We start from the raw sequence: 21,225 nt of genomic DNA on the forward strand, positions 1-21,225 counted from the left end.
GTCAGAGGCTGCGCCATCCGTGCCAGCGGCTCCGTCTGCGAAACCGTGAGTTGAAATGCCTGCTGCAAACGGGTTACAGCAGCATCACGGCAGAGCGCCATCTCCGCACGGGCATCTGACGCCACCTGCTGTCCTGCATTACCGGTTGTCGGACCGGTGAAACAGAACAGCACCGACAGCATGCTGTTGCCAGGTGCAACCGGCAAGATTGCCACCATCGCCGGCGGACAGAAAAGCAGTATGACCAGACAAAACAGAGGGAGCAAGGCATAACACTGACGTATCACTCAGGACGTTCCTTTGCGTTCTTTATGCAGACTCGCGCTTTCATCCGGGCTACAGCCCCGGATGAAAGCGGGTATCAAAAGGAAACAACATTGCGGCCAGACGAGCATCCTGTTCAGCCCGTCCGGTCATCCCCAGAGCCCGCTCAATGGCGATACGGTTGTCATACACATCCGCATCGGTGTGAATGGCCAGTATCTGGCGGGACATTTTCAGGTAGTCGTACAGATATTTCGGGTCATGGGTGACTTCGGCCAGCAGAATGGCCTGCTTTGCCTGGTCATACTGCAGACGTCCGGCCGAGAGCCAGGGCAACGGCAGGGTGTTCAGGGCCGTAGTCTCCGCCCGGGGATGAAACTCAAACCGAGTCAGTACCGCCATGTTGTGCAGGGCGACCATGCACAGCATGCTCAGCACCAGTCCGGTGGGTGCCAGGCCCATAGCCAGTATCCGGCCCGCCCGGTGGGACGCTCGCCCCCCCTTATGCCTGCGAGAGCGGCGCGTCGGGCGATTATCGGCCAGCGCCAGCAAAAACAGCGGAATGAACCAGTGCACCGCACTGACGTACATCGGGTACTCCACCTGGGAGTGCAGTATCACCGGAAGCAGCACGATGGCCAGCAGTGCACCATTGCGACCGGCACACCACAGTAGACGCAGTCCGGTAACTAGCCAGACCAGCAGCCCGGCCAGGGCAACCGCCCCGCCCTCTACTGCCTGAAACAGCACTTCGTTATGCGGATGATTCATCACCCCGTGGCTGTCCAGCACAGGCGGCTGCTGGTTAATCAGGAAATTCTGATAGCTGTACTCAAAACCGCCCATCCCCCAGCCACGCCAGGGGTGCTGCAGGAACATCAGGCTGGCTTCCCGTAGGGTCAGTATGCGTTGCACCGTCGAGGCATCATGTGAGCTGGCAAACCCTGGCGGCAACCAGAAAGAAAGCAACATGCCACAGAGTCCTCCGATGACGGGCCACAACCACAATGCAGCGCCACCCTCACTACGCCATAACCCCAGCATCCCCACCCACACCAGCCCCCCGCCCAGCCAGCCCACCCGGGAGTGGATCATGACCAGTGCCGCCGGCGTGAGGAGCAGTGCCGCGACCAGTAAAGCCCTGCGACATCTTTCCGCCCGCACGCGGCGCAAACGAAAACGGACATCGGCCCTCACCCACAGTGCCAGTCCCAGCCCCGTGGCAATGAAACTGGCGGTGACGTTACGCTGCTGAAACACCCCTACTCCGCTTTCCACGCTCCGAATGGCCATCAGCTGATTACTCCAGTCCGGCAGCCAGTCGGCGGGGGAAAACAACAGTTGCGCCAGCACATAGAGCGCCTGCCCGCCTGCCGCCATCACCATCATCAAAGCAATCAGCCCCCCCTCGCGCAACGTCAGGCTGCATTGCAGCAGGGTAACGTACAGGGCCACCCCGCCCCACAGAGCCAGCACCCGGGGCAGGGCATACGCCTGCCATGCAGGATGAGGACTCCAGGCCAGCGGCAGGGAGAGCAGCACACTGCCGACTATAAACCCCCACAGGGCGTTCGTGGTGCGCAGAGGCCGCCCCTGCTTCAGCCAACATGACCAGCAGAGGGTCAGCAGTACCCCGACCATCAGCCAGCCGGTGGCGACAAACGGAATATGGATGCCTTCAGTCCCGCCCCCATTGGGTATAATCCAGGGTAACACAATCAGCAGATACAGTGCGCTGCACAGCAGCACCGGCCAGGCCAGCCGACGGGGTTGATGCCTGCAGGGCGGGACCGGCAACAGGCCCCCCCCCCTGTTACTGCGCAGCGGCATCATCGGGGGCTGACGCCGCTTCAGGTAAAACCTTGCCCGCTTTCGGCGGCTGTGTCGCGGTTTGCCACGCCCGGATCAGCTGACCGACTGACGGAATGCCGGTATCAAACACGCTGACCTGTTTCGGGTCGCCACCCTGTGCCGGCAATACCAGAATCAGGGGAACCTGACGCACCCGCAGGGTGCGGGCCAGCACCAGTTTCTCCTGTGCTTCACGGGCCAGGGCCTTAAGTTTCTCCCCCTGCACGGCCGTCACCTGCCCGGCCTTCAGCGCAGCCGCAAGGTCTGCCGGCGTCAGAGTTCCATCCTGTCCGGTCCCCTGCAGCTGCGCGGCGATTAACGCCTGATACCCCTCCTCCCCTTTACTCTTCCAGGCCAGCAGGGCATTAATAGCCGCCTGCGTACTGCCCGGAGCCTGTCCGGGCAGGTCAAGCCAGCGCACCTGGACACCCGGCAGGGCTTTTTCCAGCGCGGAGAGGCGCTCATTCAGCTGCGCCCCATGCATATCCGGGAACATGCGTACCACCACAATGCATGCCGGGGCATTATCCGGACCGTGTTGTGGCAGGGCCTTCGGGGCCAGGAGCGTATCGCGGGCCGCCAGCGCCCCCTGTGCCAGCTGCGAACGCAGCTGAGCGAGCTCCAGCTGCTTCAGGTTTTCCTGTGCGGCCTCGAAAAAGGCCGGATGGGAGGCCAGATACACGGCGGCCTGCTGGCTGATGTCGTCGCTGTGCGCCTGCATCCAGGCATCAATACGTGCGTCGACGGCGGCTTTTTGTTCTGTGTTCAGGGCTTCGCTGCCGGGCTGCGGCGTCGCAGCATACGCAAAAGTGCCGCTCAGGCTGGCCAGTAGAGCTGCCATGCGGCATAAGCGGGAAGGGGTCATCATCATGATAAGACACTCCATAAGTTCACAAAGAGAGAGCGAAAAGAGAAAACCACAATACCAAAGAGCAGAACTTACTGTGCTGTGGCCTGTTTCACCGACAGGACCTTGCCGTAGTCATCGATACTCTGCCAGCGCACTAGACAACTGCCGCTGCCACACCCCCTGAGGGTGCGCGTCGACAGCGGGGGCACCATGCCAGCGTTAGTCCGAAGATGCCCCTCCACGTTCAGGTTAAACAGGGTGACGTAATACGGGGTCGGGTTATGCACCACCAACTGCCCGCTCTGCAGGTGCCAGGTCAGTTGCGCATAAGCCGTACCCGGCGAACCAGGCAGACCGGCCGGGCGGAAGAACAGTTTGAAACGGTCGCGCACCGCCATCTGTACGCTGTGGGGGCCGGGTTTCCCTGCCGGGATGGCTGCCAACTGCAGGTAAAACAGGCTTTCCCGGTCAGACGGTAGATTGCCCCCGGTACGCACCAGTCGTACCTGGCCGTCCTGATGCCCCGCCATCTGGAACAGCGGAGGCAGCGCGGTAAACGGGGGAGGACCGACATAAGTCTGTGCGGGCACGCTGCCCGCCGTATCCCGACCATCATCAGCCAGGATACGGGTCTGGGCCAGGAAAGGAGAATCGCCGGTATTGCTTAATGAAACCGACAGGCTGTTGCTGTCCGCCGGGTAAATAAAGCGGGTGCTGTTCACCACCAGGCCGGCGTGGGCTGCCAGGGAAGACAACAGTAATGTCAGCGGCAACAGCCGGCGACAGCGATAAGGAGCAGAAAGGTTCATACCAGAGATATCCATGAAGAGTGACAGGGCCGGAAGAAGGAAGCGGGTTACCCTCCGGCACTACTGATAGGTAAAGTTAACGGTCGCTCCTGCCCAAGCCCGGCCTGCGGTGGCCCCGGTGGTAGTGGCGATATACCGGGCATACAGCGTCAGGTCCGCTTCCTGCGAGGAGGTCTGAAGCGCAAAGACCGGGCTTGGGGTTGTGAGTTTTAACGGTGTTTTGTTCTGGTCCAGCAACTGCACACCGATACCGGTGGCGCTTTCCGGCAGGGACTGAAGCTGCAACACATCAGGGTTGTTCGCATCGGCAGCGCCATTAAAGGTGACCGCCACACCGCTGGCGGCGACACCGCATTTTTCAAGCTTCAGGGTGAAGGGCACGATACCGCCAGTGTCACCCACGCTCTGCATATCGCGCACGTTGGTGGCATGTCCCATGTCCACCAGGATAATACCCCGGCCGGACACGGTGCAGGTGTTGTCTTTGACGGTCCCGGTCACGCTGACGGTGACATCAGCCGCCTGAGCCGACGAACAGACCGCCAGCATCACCCCCGCCAGCGCTGCTACAGATAATTTTTTCATGGGCCACCTGATTACTGGTAGGAGAAGGTCATGTAAAGAACGGCATTCGCATCGCCGGCAGTGACAATGTCACTGGTCGATTTATACTGCAGCTTATAAGTCAATGTCGGGCTGGTGCCGGACAGTGTTTCGACATCCGGCGCATTAACCGGTACCGCCACGCTGTTGGCATTGAGCAACTGCACCGCCAGTCCGGTGGCGGGCGTTCCGCCGCTTAGTGCCAGCAGGGTATTATCACTGCTGTCCTGTTGAGAGCCCGAGAAGGACACGCTGACGCCGGATTCTCCGGAGCAGTTCTGAAGCTGCACGGTGAAGCTTTTTGCCGGAAGCACGCTGCCCGAGGAGGTGAAATCGGCGGGCGAGACATCCCCCAGGGGCACGACCAGGTTCTTGCTGGTACTGGCAACATCGCAGCTGGCTTTGGTGACCGTACCGGTTACGATCAAATTTGTGTTTACGTTTGCAGCATATGCAGAGCCACTTGCTAGTTGTAGAATAATTATTACTTTCAATACTAAAGAACGGATATTATACATTTTATACACTTTTCCGTAATACTATCATCATGGGAAATCAACCCTTAACACTGCTTGCGTTTGATAAGGCCCTACCGCCGGAAGCTTCCCCGTCAATGAAATTGGAAATGCTTTTATTGATGTAGTCCATTGCTCATTATCTAACCTAAAAGGATAAATGCCGGAAAAACCATCAGGAGACATAACTTTATTATCTTCACTCATAATCTCAACACCAATGTCAGGGTTTGTTGTCTTTAAGGCATCACTCACTTGGCTAGATGGAACCCCCTGCAACCTGATAGTTAAATTAGCTGTTGAAGATACTCCGCCCGAGCAAACCACTGTCACAGTAGCTTCTTTAGGAGCAAACCCTTGCACAGGGTTACCCGCCCCCGCCTCCCCAAACTTTGCGGAAGGTATGGGACCAAGATCAATCTTTATGACTTGCCCGGAATTTATCTGGCAGCTTTGTGGCACCGTCACATCCCCACTGAAAGACACAGTATAAACGGGAGTTGTTAGAGCATCCTGCGGACTCGTTGTAATAAACACTGTAAACAGTTTTATATTTGGCAGGGATGCATGACCAATAAATGGCTTTGTTATTTTTAATTTCAATATCCATTTGGATTCATTCACCGAAAACTGACTTCCAAGCGTCCAATCCCCCATCTTAACATAATCTACTGGTGGGTAATAATTTCCCGCTTCGGCATCAGTGGCTCTAGCCGCAACTTCAAAATACCTGGAAACCTTTATATATTTCCAATCCCCATCAGTTTCAGCGACTGGATAATCAGCTACGTAACTTCGATATGATGGTCCCGTCCCCGGAAACCCAGGGCAAATTGCCATCGTACTCCCACCAGAATTGGTCGCAGATATAGATGTTGTTGCCCCCGGAGTATTATCAGTCGAATCGAGTTCTTTAGTAATATTAAACTGCCAGTTACTAGTCCCAGATACATACTGACATTCTAATGCCCATAATTTAAAGGGAAAAAATAATAGAAATAAAAAAAACACAACAGTTTTAGCTAGCATAACATTTCACTTAGTATTTTTCTGGATGACATGGAGTGCCGTTAGCGGCAAACAGCCGTAGCATTAAGCACCTGCACCTTTTTCAGGTCCTTAGGTACCGGCAGGCGATAAGGTGCCGTGCATTTATCCTGCGGTCCATTACCCCACTGCACAGTGACACTACCGGTCGGCGTCAGGCCAGACAGGTACACCTGACCGTTATCACCCACAATCCCGCTGTTATCCGTACCTTTCTGGCTAGCTGTAGCGCCGAACGGTAACGGTTTGCCATCGTGCATCAGGGTCAGCAGGGCTCTCAGTCCGATGTGAGCGTTAAAGTCCGCTTCCACCAGGGCCCCTTCAGTTGGCACCACCTTCTTCACGCTGCCGTCAAGGTCAACGTTGGCCGGCAGGTCACTGCTGTCCAGTGAGACGTCATTCTCGTGATAGGTATTGGCATACGGCACCACCGCATACCCCCGCCAGTCCGTGCTCACCCCAGTGGTGTTGGCCACGCTCACATTGTCCGCCCCCGGAGCCGCTACCAGAATATTGCTGTTGCCCAGTGGCTGGCTCAGGGTGACGCCGTGCTGATGAATAACAACACCACCGGACAGGCCGTAGTTCACGCTCTTGTAGCCCGGACTGTAGTTGTAGGCCACGTTGCTGTTGCCGTAGGTACCCTGATAGTTCAGGCTCGCGCTGCCGTTATTGCCGCCACCATGGTTCTGCATACCCTCGGTCACGCTGTAGCTCAGGTTGTTGTTTTTCAGCAGGGTGCCGCTGACACCCACCTGATTACTGGTGTAGCCGTTGTTGTCGGTGTTCATGCTGTAAGTGGCCTCGGCGGTGTTACTGTTCACCTTCGTGATATCCCCACCGGCGTCCGTCGACGGCGAGAGCCACTGACCAAGCGGCACCGAGAAACTGACAGAGAACTGCTGGTCGGCCGGGCCGGTTTCCCCGGCGTTTTTGGTGTAGCTGTAGTTCAGGCTGTAGCTGATATTCTTCCAGTTACTGTTGTACCCGCCCTGCCAGCTGGAATCAGAATCACTGGTATTCCAGTAACTGGTCCAGGTGCCGGTCAGGTACAGGGAGCCGTATTTACCGTTTTCCCCCAGGTTCTGGGAAATGGACGCCGTCACCTGGTTTTTCTGGGTGTTGTAGAGGTTGTAATAATCGGTGTAGTCCGCCGTCGGCGTGTCCGTCAGATGCGGAACGTCATCGGTTTGCGGAACGTCATACCCCTTCATGATTTTGTACGACGTCTGGTCTAGGGTATAAAAGCCGCGGGTACTGAAGCGGGTGGTCGCCAACTGTAAATTGGTCCCGGTCTGCTCCAGCGATTTTGCCCACATAGCACGATAAGACTGACCACTGTGCTGACTGCCGTCGGCGAGCGTACTATTGGCCTGGGTCGCATCCAGGGACACAGCCCCAAAATCCCCTATACGGAAGCCCAGCCCCGCCGCTTCGGCCTGATAGTTATCGGAGATCTGCACGCCCCCAAAGGCGGTAATGCCGTGGCGCAGCCCCCATATCAGCGTGCCCTGACCGAAGTTCACATCATTCTGGTCACCCTCACCACTGCGGTATTTCCCGGCAGCCAGCGCGTATTTAACACGCCCTTCGCGCTGCAAAATCGGTACCGAAGCAAAGGGAACCGTATAGCTCTGGGTACTCCCGTCAGAGCCGGTGACTGTGACCTGCAGGTCACCACTCGATGACATGGAGTAAAGGTCGTTAATGGCAAACGGCCCGGCCGGCACATAGGTCTGGTAAACCGTATAGCCGTTTTGGCTAATGGTGACTTTCGAGCTGCTTCTGGCTATCCCGCGCACCGTCGGGGCAAAGCCGCGCTGGCTGTCGGGCAGCATGTTGTCATCCGAGGAGAGCATTATCCCGCGCATCGGCAGGCTGTCAAACACATCAGACGGCGTGGAAACATCCCCGACAACAAACTCCGATTTCAGTGGTTCCACTGTGTGGGTCACATAGGTGCTGATGTGCTGCCATTCACTGTCAGCCGCCATGCCGTCGCTGCGCATATAGCTCCAAGTGGAGTTGTCACGCAGGCGCCACCCCCCGAGGTTGACCCCGGAGTTCAGCGACAGAAAATAGTCATCCGAGGCGCTGTCGCCACGGTTATTGCTGCCCGAGAAGTTGTAGTTCAGCAGGATAGCCGGAATGCCCTGGTCCCATTTGTCCGGGGAGATATAGCCCCGGGCATGGTTGCTCAGGTACGCCTGTGGAATATTCAACGTCAAGCGCTGCTGTGAAAAATCAAAGTTCGTTGATGAGCCCGGCACCGTCGCCACCAGGTCAACCGCTTGCGTGTCCGGGGCCTTTTTCAGGGACGGAATCAGGGCGACATTCACCCCCATCTCCTTCAGGTCCCCCACCGTCAGCACCGGTTTCAGGCCGGTGTCATCACTTTTCGGCGCGGGCTGGCCGTTATCGTCCACATCCTCTCCGGACAGAGCCTTCATTCCGGCAGGCAGCGCTGCCGGCTTTTCATCTTTCGTCACCACAAAGTTCAGCTTGCGGGTCTTGTACATATCCTGGTTGACGTAAATATCCACCTGATAGGTACCCGGTGGCTGGGCCCCGCCTTTTTCAAAACGGGACAGGTCTGCCACCGCCGACGGGTCGTCCGACAGGAACGCCGGGTTGAAGTACACGCCCGCCAGCGCCGGTTTCTGCATCAGGGATAAACAGACACCTAACGCCACCGGGCTCAGTGCAGCACGCAAGGCCTGCGCAGCACAGTGACACCATTCCTGTGAACCCTGAACTTGTCTGATATTATTCATAACCATCCTGGCCCCTAAGGCAGCAGGCAATCTCCCCGCAACCACAGAGCACACCGCCGAAAGCGAAATATGAAGACAAAAGCAATACCACCTGAAGAGATGTCACCAGATTACTGCATATGCCCCTGCAGTACCGGACTGGCCGCTCCAAAATCATTGAGCGTCTGGAAGCGCACCGCCCCCCCGGAACCGGCCGTGGCCGTGACACTGGCTGACTCTTTGGGTGGCACCATGACCGGGGGAAGCTTCTGGCCGTTCGCCGTCATGTTAATAACCGTCAGGTAATACGGCGTCGGGTTGGTCAGCGTCAGCTGCTTACCCTGCCAGCGAAACGTCAGTTGCGCTGGCGCCTTGTCCGGGGCGGGGTGCAGTCCGGGCGGGCGACAAAAACCCTTGATGCGGGCAGCAATCGCCAGCTGCAGGACGTTTTTACCCTGTAACTCACCCTTGTCCACCGCCGGAATGGATTTACTGGTCAGCCAGAACAGGCTCTCCCTGTCCGTCGGCAACGGCGGGCCGGCATACAGAACACGCAGCTTGTTTTCACTGTCCGGTTTCATCATGAACAACGGTGGCGTCACGACAAACGCGGAGCTTTTCTGGCCGTTCGCGTCGCTGGCCCAGTTCTGCACCAGGAAACTGCGGGTGGTGCTGGAATTTCGCAGCGACAGGGATGTCTCCTTCCCGCCGCTGCAGTCAAAAATCACGCGGGTGGCACCGAGCGCCACGCCACCATGATCTTCCGCCATCACAGAGGCGGAAAGCCCGGCCGCCACGGCCAGACACGCACAGGTCAGCCCTGACCGGAAAAATGATGTCCTGTTACGCATAAATACTCCGGTTAACATCCGGGGCCTGTTGCTGTTCGCTGAGGGCTTCCGGGTTACTGATAATTAACGGTAAACCACGCTATGGCATTCGCCTCACCGCCACTGACCTCCGGCAGGGTGGCCCGATAACGGGCCGTGAAGCCTATCCGGGTCACACCGTCCTGCAGCCGGGCCTGACTCATGTCAGAGCCGTCGGGGATCAGCAGATGGTTACTGGCATCAAAGATGGCGATGCCCACCCCCATGGCTACCGCACTACTGTCGCTGTAGGTGCGCAGCAGTTGAGGGTTGTGGGCATCAATGTCTCCACGGAGACTGATCCTGGCAAGTTGTTCGGTGCTGGTTTCACAATTATCCAGCTGAAGGAAAAACGGGACTGGAGCGCCATCACTGCCTGCCCCGCTGAAATCATTACTGCTGACGGCACCCATTATGACGGCCTGGCTGGCACTGCCGGTATCCAGCACGCAGGCTGGGGCCGTAATCTGCCCGGACATCTCAAGCACCCCAACCACCATCGGATAGGTGGGGGTCGGGTCACTCAGGACCGGCATGGATGTACAGCACAGCAGCAGCGCTGCACTCCTCAGGATATGAGTCACAGGCACACTCCCCTCCCGCCGATAAAAGCGCCTTCCGTGGCAACACTGTCCTTTACAGGGCGAAATTACTCGTACTGGAAGTTGATCTGCGCCGAACTGTCGGCTTCGCCAGCCGTCACTGTCGCAGATGTAGAGATGTACTGGGCACTAAACTTGAGGGTGTTATTGCCATCCGTCAGCGCGGTTTTGGTATCGAAGGTGGAGCCATCAACCTTCAGCGGATCAGTCTGGCCCGCCTGGTAAATCTGGATCCCCACACCGGTAGCCGTGGTACCACCGCCCAGACTGTTATCGACCGCCAGTGTATTTGTATCAGTGCCCGCCAGCACCCCCTGGAAGGCCACCGCCACATTCTTGGCAACAGTGGTGTCACAGCCGCTCAGCTGAAGCGTGAATGGCGAGGACGTTTTGGCCAGGGTGCCGGAGGTGGCACCGAAATCAGCTTCCGCCACACTGCCCATCTGAACCACTTGGTCGGCACTGCTCGGGGACACATCACAGGCACCGGCATTGATGGAGCCCTGGAATTCCACCTTGGCAATATTACCCGTTTGCACCGGGGAAGCGGCATGCGCCCCGAATGCGAAAGCAGAGCTGCTGACAGCGGTCAGCATCATGGCCAGTACAAATTTTTTGTTTTTCATTGCGTGAAACTTCCTTTCATGGCCGGGCATGTTGAAAGGCGCGTTGCCCCTGCGAAATCACTGAATGGTTTCGCTATCTGATACACCCTGTCCTTGCCCGGAACGGGACAAGTTGCATCAAACTGTCTGCATTATGTAAATTGTTTGTAGTGCAGACAATTTAAGACTTGTCTCAAATGACACCTTGCATGCGGCAACGGGATGTGATAGGCCCCTTTGCGTTACATAGCCATATATTCCGCCATATATCCGGGTTCTGAGAGCTTGTGAGCATTGATATATTCTGTCAGATGGTCGGATAACAGCTTGTTTTCGAATAACTTACAGTTTGATGCCAAATGTTCCACTTTTTCAAGGGGGACGGGGAGATTCTCAGTTCAGCTTGCGCCCGTACTCACTTTGTCACGCTCTGGCGTTTCCCCTCCCCAGCTCCCCCGGAAACGCTGCACATTACTAGCCGTATAGCGCACGGTATGATGAATATTCCGGTGCCCCAGATAGTCCTGTATTAGCCGGGTGTCACCCCCCCGATCAGCCAGACTATATCCACAGGCATGACGCAACATATGGGGATGGGCACGCACCGACAGGTCGGCAGCCTGCCCGTACTGCATCAGCAAGCGGTGGACCTGCTGACGAGACAGGTGCCCCCCATCTGGGGTAGGAACACCCACTCCTCGTCAGCGTCCCGCATAGTGTCCCGGAAGGCCAGCCAGCGCTTCAATATCCGGATTTCCGCTGCTGCATCGGCTGGCGTGTCGATAAGCCGTTTTTCAGTCGCCAGATAAACACTCTGCCCCCGCCTAGATCAATATCTGCCAACGTCAGACGCATGATTTCACTAACCCGGCAGCCGTGCAGATAACTCACGTACAGCAGGCACACATCCCGTTCCGGATGGCGCCCTTTCATGGCTTCTGTTAGTAGTCGTTGTACCTCATCGTGCGTCAAATATTTTCGGGCGGTCATAATAGTTCTCAGACGGATGGCGTCTTGCCAAAATTATTAGGGTTATTACCCACAGGCGGTCATGATTATGCTATCCCGATGATATTCTGACACTTTATCTTGTCTGGCTCATTTCCATTGTCCGCAATCGGACTTTTTTAATTTCTAAGTCTGTATTGATCAACGGGGAGCTGGTCAATCTGCTATCACTTTAATGTCTGACAACTCCACTAATTCTGAGGATAGTGTCGATCTTCGTGCTCAAGTTTTTGATCGACTGAACACAGGAGGGAAAAACTAAATGCCCAAGAATTACGTAATGCGCTCTACGCAGGACCTTTCAACGAGTTACTGATTAGATTATCAAGGGAGAAGGATTTTGCAATGGCTTGGGGGATTCCTGTATATACTGACAATATCAGAGCGGATGGAACAGTTAGTGAAGCACCTGAAAAAAATACATATTACAAACTTATGTCAGATGTTGAAATAGCATTACGTTTTTTTTGCTTTTAGACATCTTGAAAATATTACTTGTTCAGTTCGTAGTATGTTGGATGATACGTAAAAAAAATAATCGCCACCCTTCAGATGATGAGTTATCAGAGATGGAATTTTCGTTTAAAAAATGTCTTGGTCTTTGCATGGAATTATATAGTGAAGATGTTTTTAGAATCATGACGCAAAAGAACAAAAAATGATTCAAATTTGTCAAAGCCATTTTTTGATGCACAGATGATTGCGATGTTCTTAAACCTTAAGAATGAACACAAAATAATTGAGAATGCGAAAATTATAAAAAACAGACTAAGGCATTAGCTATTCCCGGTAGCGAAAACCATGAGTTAATTGTAGGTAAAGCAAACACATTACCATCAATAAATGACAGAATACAAATTATTTCCAATGTTATATCTGAGGTTGTAAATGGCTAGTTTATTACAACAAACCGAGCGTACTGAAGATTATTTTTCAGAGATTAATAACACAGCTAAAATTCGATTAGCCTTTATAGAATTAGTTGTCCAAAAATGCTTCTGTATTATAGCCCTCATTCCAGCATGAGCGAGTGTTAGTTAATAAGTTAAAAAAATACTTAGCGTTGAAAACAGTTGTTCAAAACGCTCTTTATAGAGGACTTTTCATACAGGCCGTTGCCATATTCAAAGATTTTATAAGAAATATGGTAAACCATGTTATCGAATGTCACCAACTGAAAGTCAAAAAACACAGTAAACTAAATGATATTTTATAAAATTATTTCATAGCAAGTTCCGGTAATGTTCTTACTCATTACGGCAGTGGAACGGTTAATTGGGTGAAATATAATTTTGATCAATTAAAAACAAGTTTAATGTCTTGTTTTCCTGGTAGTGATGGTTATTATATAGAGCCAAGGGTATTTACTATATCAATCGGCAATTGTACATCTTCACGAGTTGAGAAATTATTTTCAAAGTTATGTCTGGATGACGATATATTTACATCAATAAGCAACACTACTGAATTAAAAAGATCAGTAATGGAAACTAGGAAAAATGCAGTTTCCCAGTTGAGAAAAGAAAAATTAGATCGTATCATTCATATACGTAATGATATCGCTCATGGAGAACTAACCGTATCAATCAGTAAAGATGAGTTTGATGATACTGGCATTTTTCTACGCTCACTTAAAAAAGCTCTTGCCGAGAAGAGTCAGTCATTTCAGACGCTATAACATTAACAACTTATGTATTGGCCAGTTTTGTTTACTCTGGTCAGTATATACGACTTTTTTATTTACTAATCATTTAAAAATACTGTTGTAAAACTTTAATTAAAGTTTTTTATGGGATCATTATGTCCTGCAAAAAATTATTTCTTCTTGAAGCGAAACTCTGGAGCCAAGTAAAGTTGTCTGTTCCTATCCATTTTCGTGACTGTTCAGGTTTGCCTAATTGATTACTTCAGTAAAAGATTTCGCTTACTTTCTTTGCAGCTTAAAATTTAATTCTCCACTACATAATAGTTATTTCATCTCCCTACTTAACCTCTTAATGAAGTTTGTAATGGACAACATTTCTGCCCTTCGTTAGAAACAGGGGGGCCATGCCAGATTTTGCGTCGCGCATCTCTCCTGTACTTGTCTCTACTCTTTTTACCCGATCTTATTTGTCCTGGCATTACCCCATTTCTTCCAAATGTTCAGTACTGGACGCACCTTTGAGTATCGAATAAACTGATTGTAAGATTTAAACTTACAACCTTGAGGCTTGAATATGGCCAGAACAATGACAGTGGATCTCGGAGATGAACTCCGGGATTTCATAGAATCCCTCATCGAATCAGGTGATTACCGTACACAGAGTGAAGTAATCCGCGAGTCGCTTCGTCTCCTGCGCGAAAAACAGGCAGAGTCACGTCTCCAGGCCCTGCGGGATTTACTGGCAGAAGGCCTGAGCAGCGGCGAACCTGTGGCGTGGGAAAAGGATGCGTTCCTGAAAAAAGTCAGGGCTGGTACGAGGGCTGCCGGTGAAAACCGTTAAAATCACGCCGAAAGCCAGTCAGGATCTGGAGGATATCTGGTATTACGGGCAGCACCATTTCGGTGAACAGCAGGCCGACAGATATATTAATCAGCTATCCGACATTTTTCATGTTATGAGTGCTCATAATATCGGCACTCCACGTCCTGAACTGGGGGAATACACATTCGCACTACCCGTTGAACGACATATGATTTATTTTCTGCAAACTGATACTGAAATTATTATTATCCGTATATTAAGTCAGCATCAGGATGCCGGTCGTCATCTTAACTGGCAGTAATCAGCAACCACATTGCGCTGCATGAAATATGACTCGGTTACAGGGGTGTACCTAGATCAGAATTCACGTAGCGCATCCTCTCCTTCCCTGCTCCCTCCTTTTTTGGTCCGATCCTGTTTGTCCTGGCATTACCCCAATTCTCCCAAAAACAGTCAAACTCCCTGCAAGCCGCGTCATGACTGGCTTCAGCATGGATCAGTCCTGAAAAAGGATCCTTTACCAATTTGGCTTTACCCGCAATAATGTGGGATAACACAACAAATGGATCCTTGCGCTGCGATTTATTGTGATGGCAGGATCGGACCATTCAGGTCAGAATAACTGTATTCATAACCAATGCATGCGCTACGTGAAAAATAGCCGATGAACAACATCATTCCCCTGCAGAATTCACCAGAACGCGTCTCCCTGTTGCCGATCGCACCGGGAGTAGATTTTGCGACCGCGGTGGCACTCCGCCGGATGGCCACTTCCACCGGCGCCACGCCGGCCTATCTGCTGGCACCGGAAGTGAGCGCCCTTCTCTTTTATATACCCGATCAGCGGCACCATATGTTGTTTGCCACCATGTGGAACACCGGTATCCGTATTGGTGAAGCCAGAACCCTGACGCCGGAGTCGTTTGATCTTGATGGTTTAAGGCCGTTTGTCCGGGTGCTGTCAGAGAAGGTGCGGGCACGTCGCGGGCGACCGCCAAAGGATGAGGTAAGACTGGTTCCGCTGACGGATGTGAATTTTGTGCGTCAGATGCAGAGCTGGATGGTGACCACCCGCCCCCGCCGGCGTGAGCCGTTGTGGTCTGTGACGGATGAGACCATGCGTAACTGGCTGAAGCAGGCTGTGAAACGGGCCGGTGAAGACGGGGTCCATTTTTCCATACCGGTGACACCACATACCTTCCGTCACAGCTATATCATGCACATGCTCTACCACCGTCAGCCGAAGAAAGTCATCCAGGCACTGGCCGGTCATAAGGATCCACGCTCGATGGAGGTGTATACCCGGGTGTTTGCACTGGAGCTGGCGGCCACGCTGGCGGTGCCATTCACCGGAGACGGCCGGGATGCGGCGGAGATCCTGCGTTCGCTCCCTCCGCAGACGTGAACATAGGGGTGAACATTTTCAGATTTTTTGTGCGCTAAATATATTGACTGAGGTGTGAATTATCACATGCCACAGTCAATATGGGGGGCTTCCTTCGCCCCGGAGTCACATATCACAGTCAACATTTACACACCATAGTCCATATTTACATATGACAGTGAATTTAACAGCGGTCTGATGGCATCAGTTCAGGAGGGAATATTGACTGTGGTATGCATTACACTCGCCACAGTCAAGAGAAAGAAAATTGACACGCTACAGTGAAGATTCTGCATATCACAGTCAATCTTCTGATTTCGAACTGTTGAGGGCTTCGGCCAGTTTTTTAGGATCGATCCCCGCCGCTTTCAGTGCCTTAATCACTTCATCGTAGTTCTGCTCCGGCGCCGTCTCTTCCTTCCTCGGCGCTTTTACCGTGCCACTGATAAGCTTCGGATTGCGGTAATGCACACTGAAGTATGTGGCGCGGCCACGTTTGAATTCGGTGTAATCCAGATAACCGATATCCCTGAGCTGCTCCATGGCCTTACGCACGGTATGGTTCTGCGTATAGACATTTGAGGTCAGGTTGAGCCGGTCACGCATACGTTTCATGGAGATGGGCGCCGGGTTCTGCGGAAGACTTTCGATATAGGTATACAGCGCCTGAGCAGACTCCTTACGCTGCAGGGCATCAATGGCTTTCAGGCGTAGCAGTACCCGCCGGTCCATATGATACAGCTCAAACAGCTTGGGCTCAGCCTTGATCTCCACGATATCTTCGTTGATATCATAGAAAGCGGACTGTACCAGATGCGTCGTCCAGCCTTTTGTCTCACTCTGGAATTTAAGCGTGACAGAGGCCAGTTTGAATAACGAATTGCTGATGCGATCACGCATTTTCTTGTTGGAGCGGCGGGAGTCAAATCCACACATTTTCACAAACTCGACAAATGAGAGTTCCAGTGTGTCCTTTTTCACGCCATACTCTGACATCGATCGGATGATCCCCAGCCAGACTTTAAAATCCGTATCCATGTCCAGACGCGATCCTGTGATCTTCACATCGTTGTACCCTTCGCTCCTGGCGATCGACAGCTGTACAAGCTCCTCAGTGGCATCTGTGACGTTTTTACGGTTAGTCTTGCTCCTGGAGGTGGATTTAAGCGTGGGAACGAACAGACCCAGCCTCATGAGCGCCACAGGCTGCACCGTACTGGCACTGTTGACATCCAGCTTAACAACTTCGCCGGTTGTCTTATCTATCTCCTGCAGATTAAGAGGTAACTCATTATTTTCGTTAGCCATTTTAAACACCAACAGTTATCCACAAAGGCAAGTATATACGCATGTCTCAGTCAACGGAAATACATACCTCAGTAAATACCGTTGCATATCACAGTATTAGAAAAGCCATACGACAGTCAATATTTTACCCATCACAGTCAATGGCCGTAGTGTCCTGGCGCAGTCAGGACGGGGCCTGCAACGATCCGGGGATCTCTTTATGATCTCAATATGATCTCTTAAGGGATCAATTACTGGATCGAAGGTATGAATAACCCTTCCCTGACATTTCAGTCTATTAATAAACCAGAAAGACATTGACCAGAACCCGAATCTCACAATAATTCAGCACATAAGTGTAAGGAATTGACTGCGGTATGCAGCTGAACAGACCCAGGGAGGATCACTCAACCCCCACAGAAGTTGCATGCTACAGTTAATATTTTACATATCGCAGTCAATTTTCATTACCGCGCGTCGCCTTAACATCATGTTTCTGAAGATAAAGCGCGTCAGTGCCTCATATAAACCCGTAGTCATTCCGCTTCCTCGCCGCACGCTCACTTCGCTCGCCTGCTTACTGCGGCGAGCGGTCGGATCATATTTATTGAGGTATGCAACCTGCTCATATCGTAGTAATGAAGTGATGATAATGTGAACAACTTTGCAATTTTCGTAAGACTTTGCGTTTTTATTGTTGCTTTGCATTAAAATCCAAGATTTAATAAAATGATGCAAAGTAATGATTAAAGGATGCTCAGATGGGACTGATGGATACGCTTGACCAGTGCATTACCGCCGGTCACGAGATGACAAAAGCCATAGCCGTGGCACAGTTTAACGATGACAGCCCGGAAGCGCGGAAAATCACCCGCCGGTGGCGTATAGGTGAAGCAGCTGATTTAGTGGGTGTTTCCTCCCAGGCAATCAGGGATGCAGAAAAAGCCGGAAGGCTACCGCACCCGGATATGGAAACGCGTGGAAGAGTTGAGCAACGTGTCGGCTACACGATTGAGCAGATCAATCATATGCGGGATGTATTCGGTACTCGCCTTCGGCGTTCAGAAGACTCTTTCCCACCGGTTATTGGTGTCGCTGCTCATAAAGGAGGGGTTTATAAAACGTCCGTCTCTGTTCACCTTGCACAGGATCTTGCCCTGAAAGGTTTACGTGTCCTGCTTGTCGAAGGTAACGATCCTCAGGGTACCGCCTCTATGTATCACGGTTGGGTGCCCGATCTTCATATTCATGCAGAAGATACGCTCCTTCCCTTCTATCTTGGTGAAAAGGATGATGCCGGCTATGCGGTTAAACCCACCTGCTGGCCAGGACTGGATATCATTCCGTCGTGCCTCGCATTGCATCGCATCGAAACAGAGCTCATGGGGAAATTCGACGAAGGCAAACTGCCGACCGATCCACACCTCATGTTACGCCTGGCAATTGAAACTGTTGCCCATGATTACGATGTCATTGTCATAGACAGCGCACCAAACCTGGGGATTGGCACCATTAATGTGGTCTGTGCTGCTGATGTACTGATCGTACCGACCCCCGCTGAGTTGTTTGACTACACCTCTGCCCTGCAATTCTTCGATATGCTTCGTGATTTGCTGAAAAATGTGGATCTGAAAGGATTCGAACCTGATGTTCGTATTCTCCTGACCAAATACAGTAATAATAATGGCTCTCAGTCCCCGTGGATGGAAGAACAGATCAGGGATGCCTGGGGCGGCATGGTACTGAAGAATGTCGTTCGTGAAACAGACGAAGTGGGTAAAGGTCAGATCCGAATGAGAACAGTTTTTGAACAGGCCATTGATCAGCGCTCTTCTACCGGAGCATGGCGAAATGCCCTTTCCATCTGGGAGCCTGTCTGTAATGAAATTTTTGATCGACTGATTAAACCTCGCTGGGAGATCAGATAATGAAGCGCGCACCTGTCATTCCACGAAACACGATAAAAAGTACATCAGTTGATACCGTTCAGTCTCCGGCGCCTGCAGCACCTATGGTGGATTCACTGATTGCCCGGGTTGGCGCGATGGCCCGTGGAAATACGGTTTCACTTCCGGTCTGTGGCCGTGAAGTCAAATTCACCCTCGAAGCCATTCCGGGAAACGCCGTTGAGGAAATGTCCCGGGTCTGGTCAGGTAATGAACGTGATCAGGAATTACTGACTGAGGATGCCCTGGATGATTTGATCCCCTCTTTTCTTCTGGCGGGACAACAGACCCCGGCTTTTGGACGCCGGGTATCTGGTGTCATTGAGGTGGCTGACGGGAGCCGCCGGCGTAAAGCTGCGATCCTGACTTCCAGTGATTATCGTATATTGGTTGGTGAACTTGATGATGAGCAGATGTCGGCCTTATCCCGGCTGGGTAACGACTATCGCCCCACCAGTGCTTATGAGCGTGGTCAGCGTTATGCGTATCGACTGGAACATGAATTTGCAGGCAATATCTCTGCACTGGCAGATGCGGAAAATATTTCCAGAAAAATTATTTCTCGCTGTCTGAACACCGCCAGGCTTCCGAAAAACGTGGTAGCCCTCTTCTCTCACCCGGGAGAGTTGTCGGCCCGTGCCGGAGAATCGCTTCTTAAATCTTTTGCAGGCAAAGAGAGTCTGCTGGAGAAACAGGCTGCTGAACTTCATGATCAGAGGAAAGCGGGGGTCATTTTTGAAGCGGATGAATTGATTTCTCTGTTAACCGCGGTACTGAAAAAATCGACCTCACCCCGTGAAAATCTGAGTTCCCGACATCAGTATGCACCAGGAGCGACTGCTCTCTATAAAGGGGACAAGGTCATTTTTAACCTCGACAGAAGTCGTCTGCCTGTTGAATGTATTGATAAGATTGAAGCTATTCTTAAGGAACTTGAAGCCAGGACATCCTGATAGCCGTTTTCAAATCACTTCCTCATGTGACCTCTCTTCTGACAGACCAGCAGGAAAAATCGGCTGGTCTTTTTGTTAGTGTTTTTTTCTTATATCCCGAATTCACTTTATACAGAAATAGTCAATTTCAGTATTTATTGCCCCTGAAAGATTCGTTTTAGGGGGGATTGCGCTATCAGTAACATCCAACTGGCGGTATATTGTAAGCGTTCCTGGTGAGGCAATAGTGCATGTGGGACCACGGTCCCACCCGCAGTATAAATGCCAGAGACTGACTGGGACCACGGTCCCGCCTGCAGTGTAAATGTCAGAGGCTGACTGGGACCACGGTCCCGCCTGTAGATCCGAGAGCTAACAGGAATCGTAATTTCTTCGGTATGACGGAAGATCTTATAGTGATTTCTGAAGATTTACTTTCATTAGCCAGGTATGTGCCAGAGAATCCACGCATGGTTTTCGAAAGTTGCCCTGAAATTTATTTACCACACTGGCTTCGCAGCCTGTCGAATTCCTGTATTGATTTAGCAAAAGTCGATGGCCATTTTCCAAAGGATTCGTTTACAGACGCTATTGCTGCCTCCTGGTTAGCATAACCCATCGATGCTAACGATGCTTGCTGTACTGTCATCGAGATCTTTAGTGCAATTGCTGACAGTGGGAGTGGTGCATAGGCACTAATAGCAAACCCCTGCGTTATGACAGGTCCTGCGACTTTCGCTAAATCTTCGGGTTTTTTTGATGGAGGAAATACAGAATAATTAATTAAGTCACCGATGGATGCCATAAACTCTGCTGAGTGTTCCCTGAGTATCCTTTCATTTGTATTAATTCTGGATATACAGGATGATTTTTCATTGATAACCGCCGACTGATGTACCCCCAGCCAGCTAAAAAAAACTAGTAAGTGCGACACCTGCAAGCGTACATAAAACTGCAAATCCTGGATGGCTGGCAATACGGCCTGTTACAGTTTTCTCTTCGATCATATCCTTACCTGTATCATTCGTTTTTGATTTTGTTACGATCATCTACTTTCCCTTTTCATGACAGTAGGTTCGAGGAAAGAATAGCTATTCAATAGTGGTCCCGGAAAGCGTATGCGGGTAACCTGATAGCCGATTTATAATATATGCATTACGCTTACTGCCTCTTTCTTTAAGTTAACTTTTTTGATCTTGGCAGTGTAATTCCCTGTTAAGTTTTTGATTACAGCTATTCTTATTCTTTCAAATTACTTGGTTACATACGTATCCAACTATTGGTGTTCAATGGAACTATGGTTCGAGCTTTTTAGATAGTTCCTGAGTACCGACTGGGACCATGGTCCCAGTCGCCGGTATAGTGGTATGAATACCAACCGGGACCACGGTCCCACCTGCCGGCATGGTGGTATGAGTGTCGACCGGGACCA

General features: G+C 51.8%; 19 protein-coding genes and 1 pseudogene. 6 read left to right on the forward strand and 14 right to left on the reverse strand.

The genetic code is table 11. The features are described 5' to 3' along the window. Positions 1–336: 336 nt before the first annotated feature. The 11 genes and pseudogenes from ABLV07_RS20750 to ABLV07_RS20800 all read right to left on the reverse strand — a co-directional run bounded on the left by ABLV07_RS20750 (position 337) and on the right by ABLV07_RS20800 (position 11,758). Positions 337–2,061, reverse strand: coding sequence for a Wzy polymerase domain-containing protein (locus ABLV07_RS20750; RefSeq protein ID WP_348853757.1), 1,725 nt, complete (start codon positions 2,059–2,061; stop codon positions 337–339). A gap of 16 nt (positions 2,062–2,077) precedes the next feature. Beyond that, on the reverse strand, positions 2,078–2,986 hold the full coding sequence (locus ABLV07_RS20755; RefSeq protein WP_348853759.1) for a hypothetical protein: 909 nt from the start codon (positions 2,984–2,986) through the stop codon (positions 2,078–2,080). A gap of 68 nt (positions 2,987–3,054) precedes the next feature. Further along, on the reverse strand, positions 3,055–3,774 hold the full coding sequence (locus ABLV07_RS20760; RefSeq protein WP_348853760.1) for a molecular chaperone: 720 nt from the start codon (positions 3,772–3,774) through the stop codon (positions 3,055–3,057). Positions 3,775–3,834: 60 nt separating this feature from the next. After that, positions 3,835–4,359 carry a fimbrial protein gene (locus tag ABLV07_RS20765; protein WP_348853761.1) on the reverse strand — a complete coding sequence of 175 codons (525 nt, stop codon included), beginning with the start codon at positions 4,357–4,359 and terminating at the stop codon, positions 3,835–3,837. Positions 4,360–4,370: 11 nt separating this feature from the next. Beyond that, entirely contained in the window at positions 4,371–4,895 is a 525-nt protein-coding gene (locus tag ABLV07_RS20770; RefSeq protein WP_348853762.1) for a fimbrial protein, read from the reverse strand. A 27-nt stretch (positions 4,896–4,922) separates the two neighbouring features. Then, positions 4,923–5,921 carry a fimbrial protein gene (locus tag ABLV07_RS20775; protein ID WP_348853763.1) on the reverse strand — a complete coding sequence of 333 codons (999 nt, stop codon included), beginning with the start codon at positions 5,919–5,921 and terminating at the stop codon, positions 4,923–4,925. Positions 5,922–5,962: 41 nt separating this feature from the next. Further along, complete coding sequence (locus tag ABLV07_RS20780) at positions 5,963–8,713, reverse strand: fimbrial biogenesis usher protein (protein WP_348853764.1); 2,751 nt, start codon at positions 8,711–8,713, stop codon at positions 5,963–5,965. A 110-nt stretch (positions 8,714–8,823) separates the two neighbouring features. Continuing rightward, positions 8,824–9,543: a fimbria/pilus periplasmic chaperone gene (locus tag ABLV07_RS20785; RefSeq protein ID WP_348853765.1), complete on the reverse strand. Its 720-nt coding sequence runs from the start codon at positions 9,541–9,543 to the stop codon at positions 8,824–8,826. Positions 9,544–9,596: 53 nt separating this feature from the next. Continuing rightward, positions 9,597–10,145 (reverse strand): fimbrial protein, encoded by a 549-nt coding sequence (locus ABLV07_RS20790; protein WP_348853766.1) that lies wholly within the window; start codon positions 10,143–10,145, stop codon positions 9,597–9,599. Positions 10,146–10,210: 65 nt separating this feature from the next. Then, positions 10,211–10,789: a fimbrial protein gene (locus ABLV07_RS20795; RefSeq protein ID WP_348853767.1), complete on the reverse strand. Its 579-nt coding sequence runs from the start codon at positions 10,787–10,789 to the stop codon at positions 10,211–10,213. 377 nt (positions 10,790–11,166) lie between these two features. Further along, positions 11,167–11,758, reverse strand: a pseudogene (locus ABLV07_RS20800) (tyrosine-type DNA invertase). 1,297 nt (positions 11,759–13,055) lie between these two features. Here ABLV07_RS20800 and ABLV07_RS20805 point away from each other — a divergent pair. The 4 genes from ABLV07_RS20805 to ABLV07_RS20820 all read left to right on the forward strand — a co-directional run bounded on the left by ABLV07_RS20805 (position 13,056) and on the right by ABLV07_RS20820 (position 15,649). Beyond that, positions 13,056–13,454 carry an MAE_28990/MAE_18760 family HEPN-like nuclease gene (locus ABLV07_RS20805; RefSeq protein ID WP_348853768.1) on the forward strand — a complete coding sequence of 133 codons (399 nt, stop codon included), beginning with the start codon at positions 13,056–13,058 and terminating at the stop codon, positions 13,452–13,454. A gap of 541 nt (positions 13,455–13,995) precedes the next feature. Further along, positions 13,996–14,262 carry a type II toxin-antitoxin system ParD family antitoxin gene (locus tag ABLV07_RS20810; RefSeq protein WP_348853769.1) on the forward strand — a complete coding sequence of 89 codons (267 nt, stop codon included), beginning with the start codon at positions 13,996–13,998 and terminating at the stop codon, positions 14,260–14,262. After that, positions 14,249–14,545 carry a type II toxin-antitoxin system RelE/ParE family toxin gene (locus tag ABLV07_RS20815; RefSeq protein WP_348853770.1) on the forward strand — a complete coding sequence of 99 codons (297 nt, stop codon included), beginning with the start codon at positions 14,249–14,251 and terminating at the stop codon, positions 14,543–14,545. The genes ABLV07_RS20810 and ABLV07_RS20815 overlap by 14 nt, the downstream gene beginning before the upstream one ends. Before the next feature lie 363 nt (positions 14,546–14,908). After that, positions 14,909–15,649: a site-specific integrase gene (locus ABLV07_RS20820; protein ID WP_348853772.1), complete on the forward strand. Its 741-nt coding sequence runs from the start codon at positions 14,909–14,911 to the stop codon at positions 15,647–15,649. A 282-nt stretch (positions 15,650–15,931) separates the two neighbouring features. Here ABLV07_RS20820 and ABLV07_RS20825 read toward each other — a convergent pair whose 3' ends face one another. Beyond that, positions 15,932–16,936, reverse strand: coding sequence for a RepB family plasmid replication initiator protein (locus ABLV07_RS20825; protein ID WP_325896787.1), 1,005 nt, complete (start codon positions 16,934–16,936; stop codon positions 15,932–15,934). A gap of 740 nt (positions 16,937–17,676) precedes the next feature. Here ABLV07_RS20825 and sopA point away from each other — a divergent pair. Continuing rightward, on the forward strand, positions 17,677–18,843 hold the full coding sequence (sopA, locus tag ABLV07_RS20830; RefSeq protein ID WP_320886655.1) for a plasmid-partitioning protein SopA: 1,167 nt from the start codon (positions 17,677–17,679) through the stop codon (positions 18,841–18,843). After that, entirely contained in the window at positions 18,843–19,814 is a 972-nt protein-coding gene (locus ABLV07_RS20835) for a ParB/RepB/Spo0J family plasmid partition protein (RefSeq protein ID WP_348853773.1), read from the forward strand. Before sopA ends, ABLV07_RS20835 begins: the two co-directional genes overlap by 1 nt. A gap of 475 nt (positions 19,815–20,289) precedes the next feature. On the opposite strand, the gene ABLV07_RS20840 is transcribed toward ABLV07_RS20835, so the two are convergent. Both ABLV07_RS20840 and ABLV07_RS20845 read right to left on the reverse strand, forming a co-directional pair. After that, positions 20,290–20,598, reverse strand: a complete 309-nt coding sequence (locus tag ABLV07_RS20840; RefSeq protein WP_348853774.1) for a hypothetical protein — start codon at positions 20,596–20,598, stop codon at positions 20,290–20,292. 103 nt (positions 20,599–20,701) lie between these two features. Further along, the gene (locus tag ABLV07_RS20845) at positions 20,702–20,842 is read right to left on the reverse strand and encodes a hypothetical protein (RefSeq protein WP_348853775.1); all 141 of its coding nucleotides are present in this window, start codon (positions 20,840–20,842) and stop codon (positions 20,702–20,704) included. Between the last annotated feature and the right edge of the window lie 383 nt (positions 20,843–21,225).

The sequence above is a fragment of the Klebsiella sp. CN_Kp097 genome (assembly GCF_040064495.1).
Classification (GTDB): Bacteria; Pseudomonadota; Gammaproteobacteria; order Enterobacterales; family Enterobacteriaceae; genus Klebsiella; species Klebsiella aerogenes.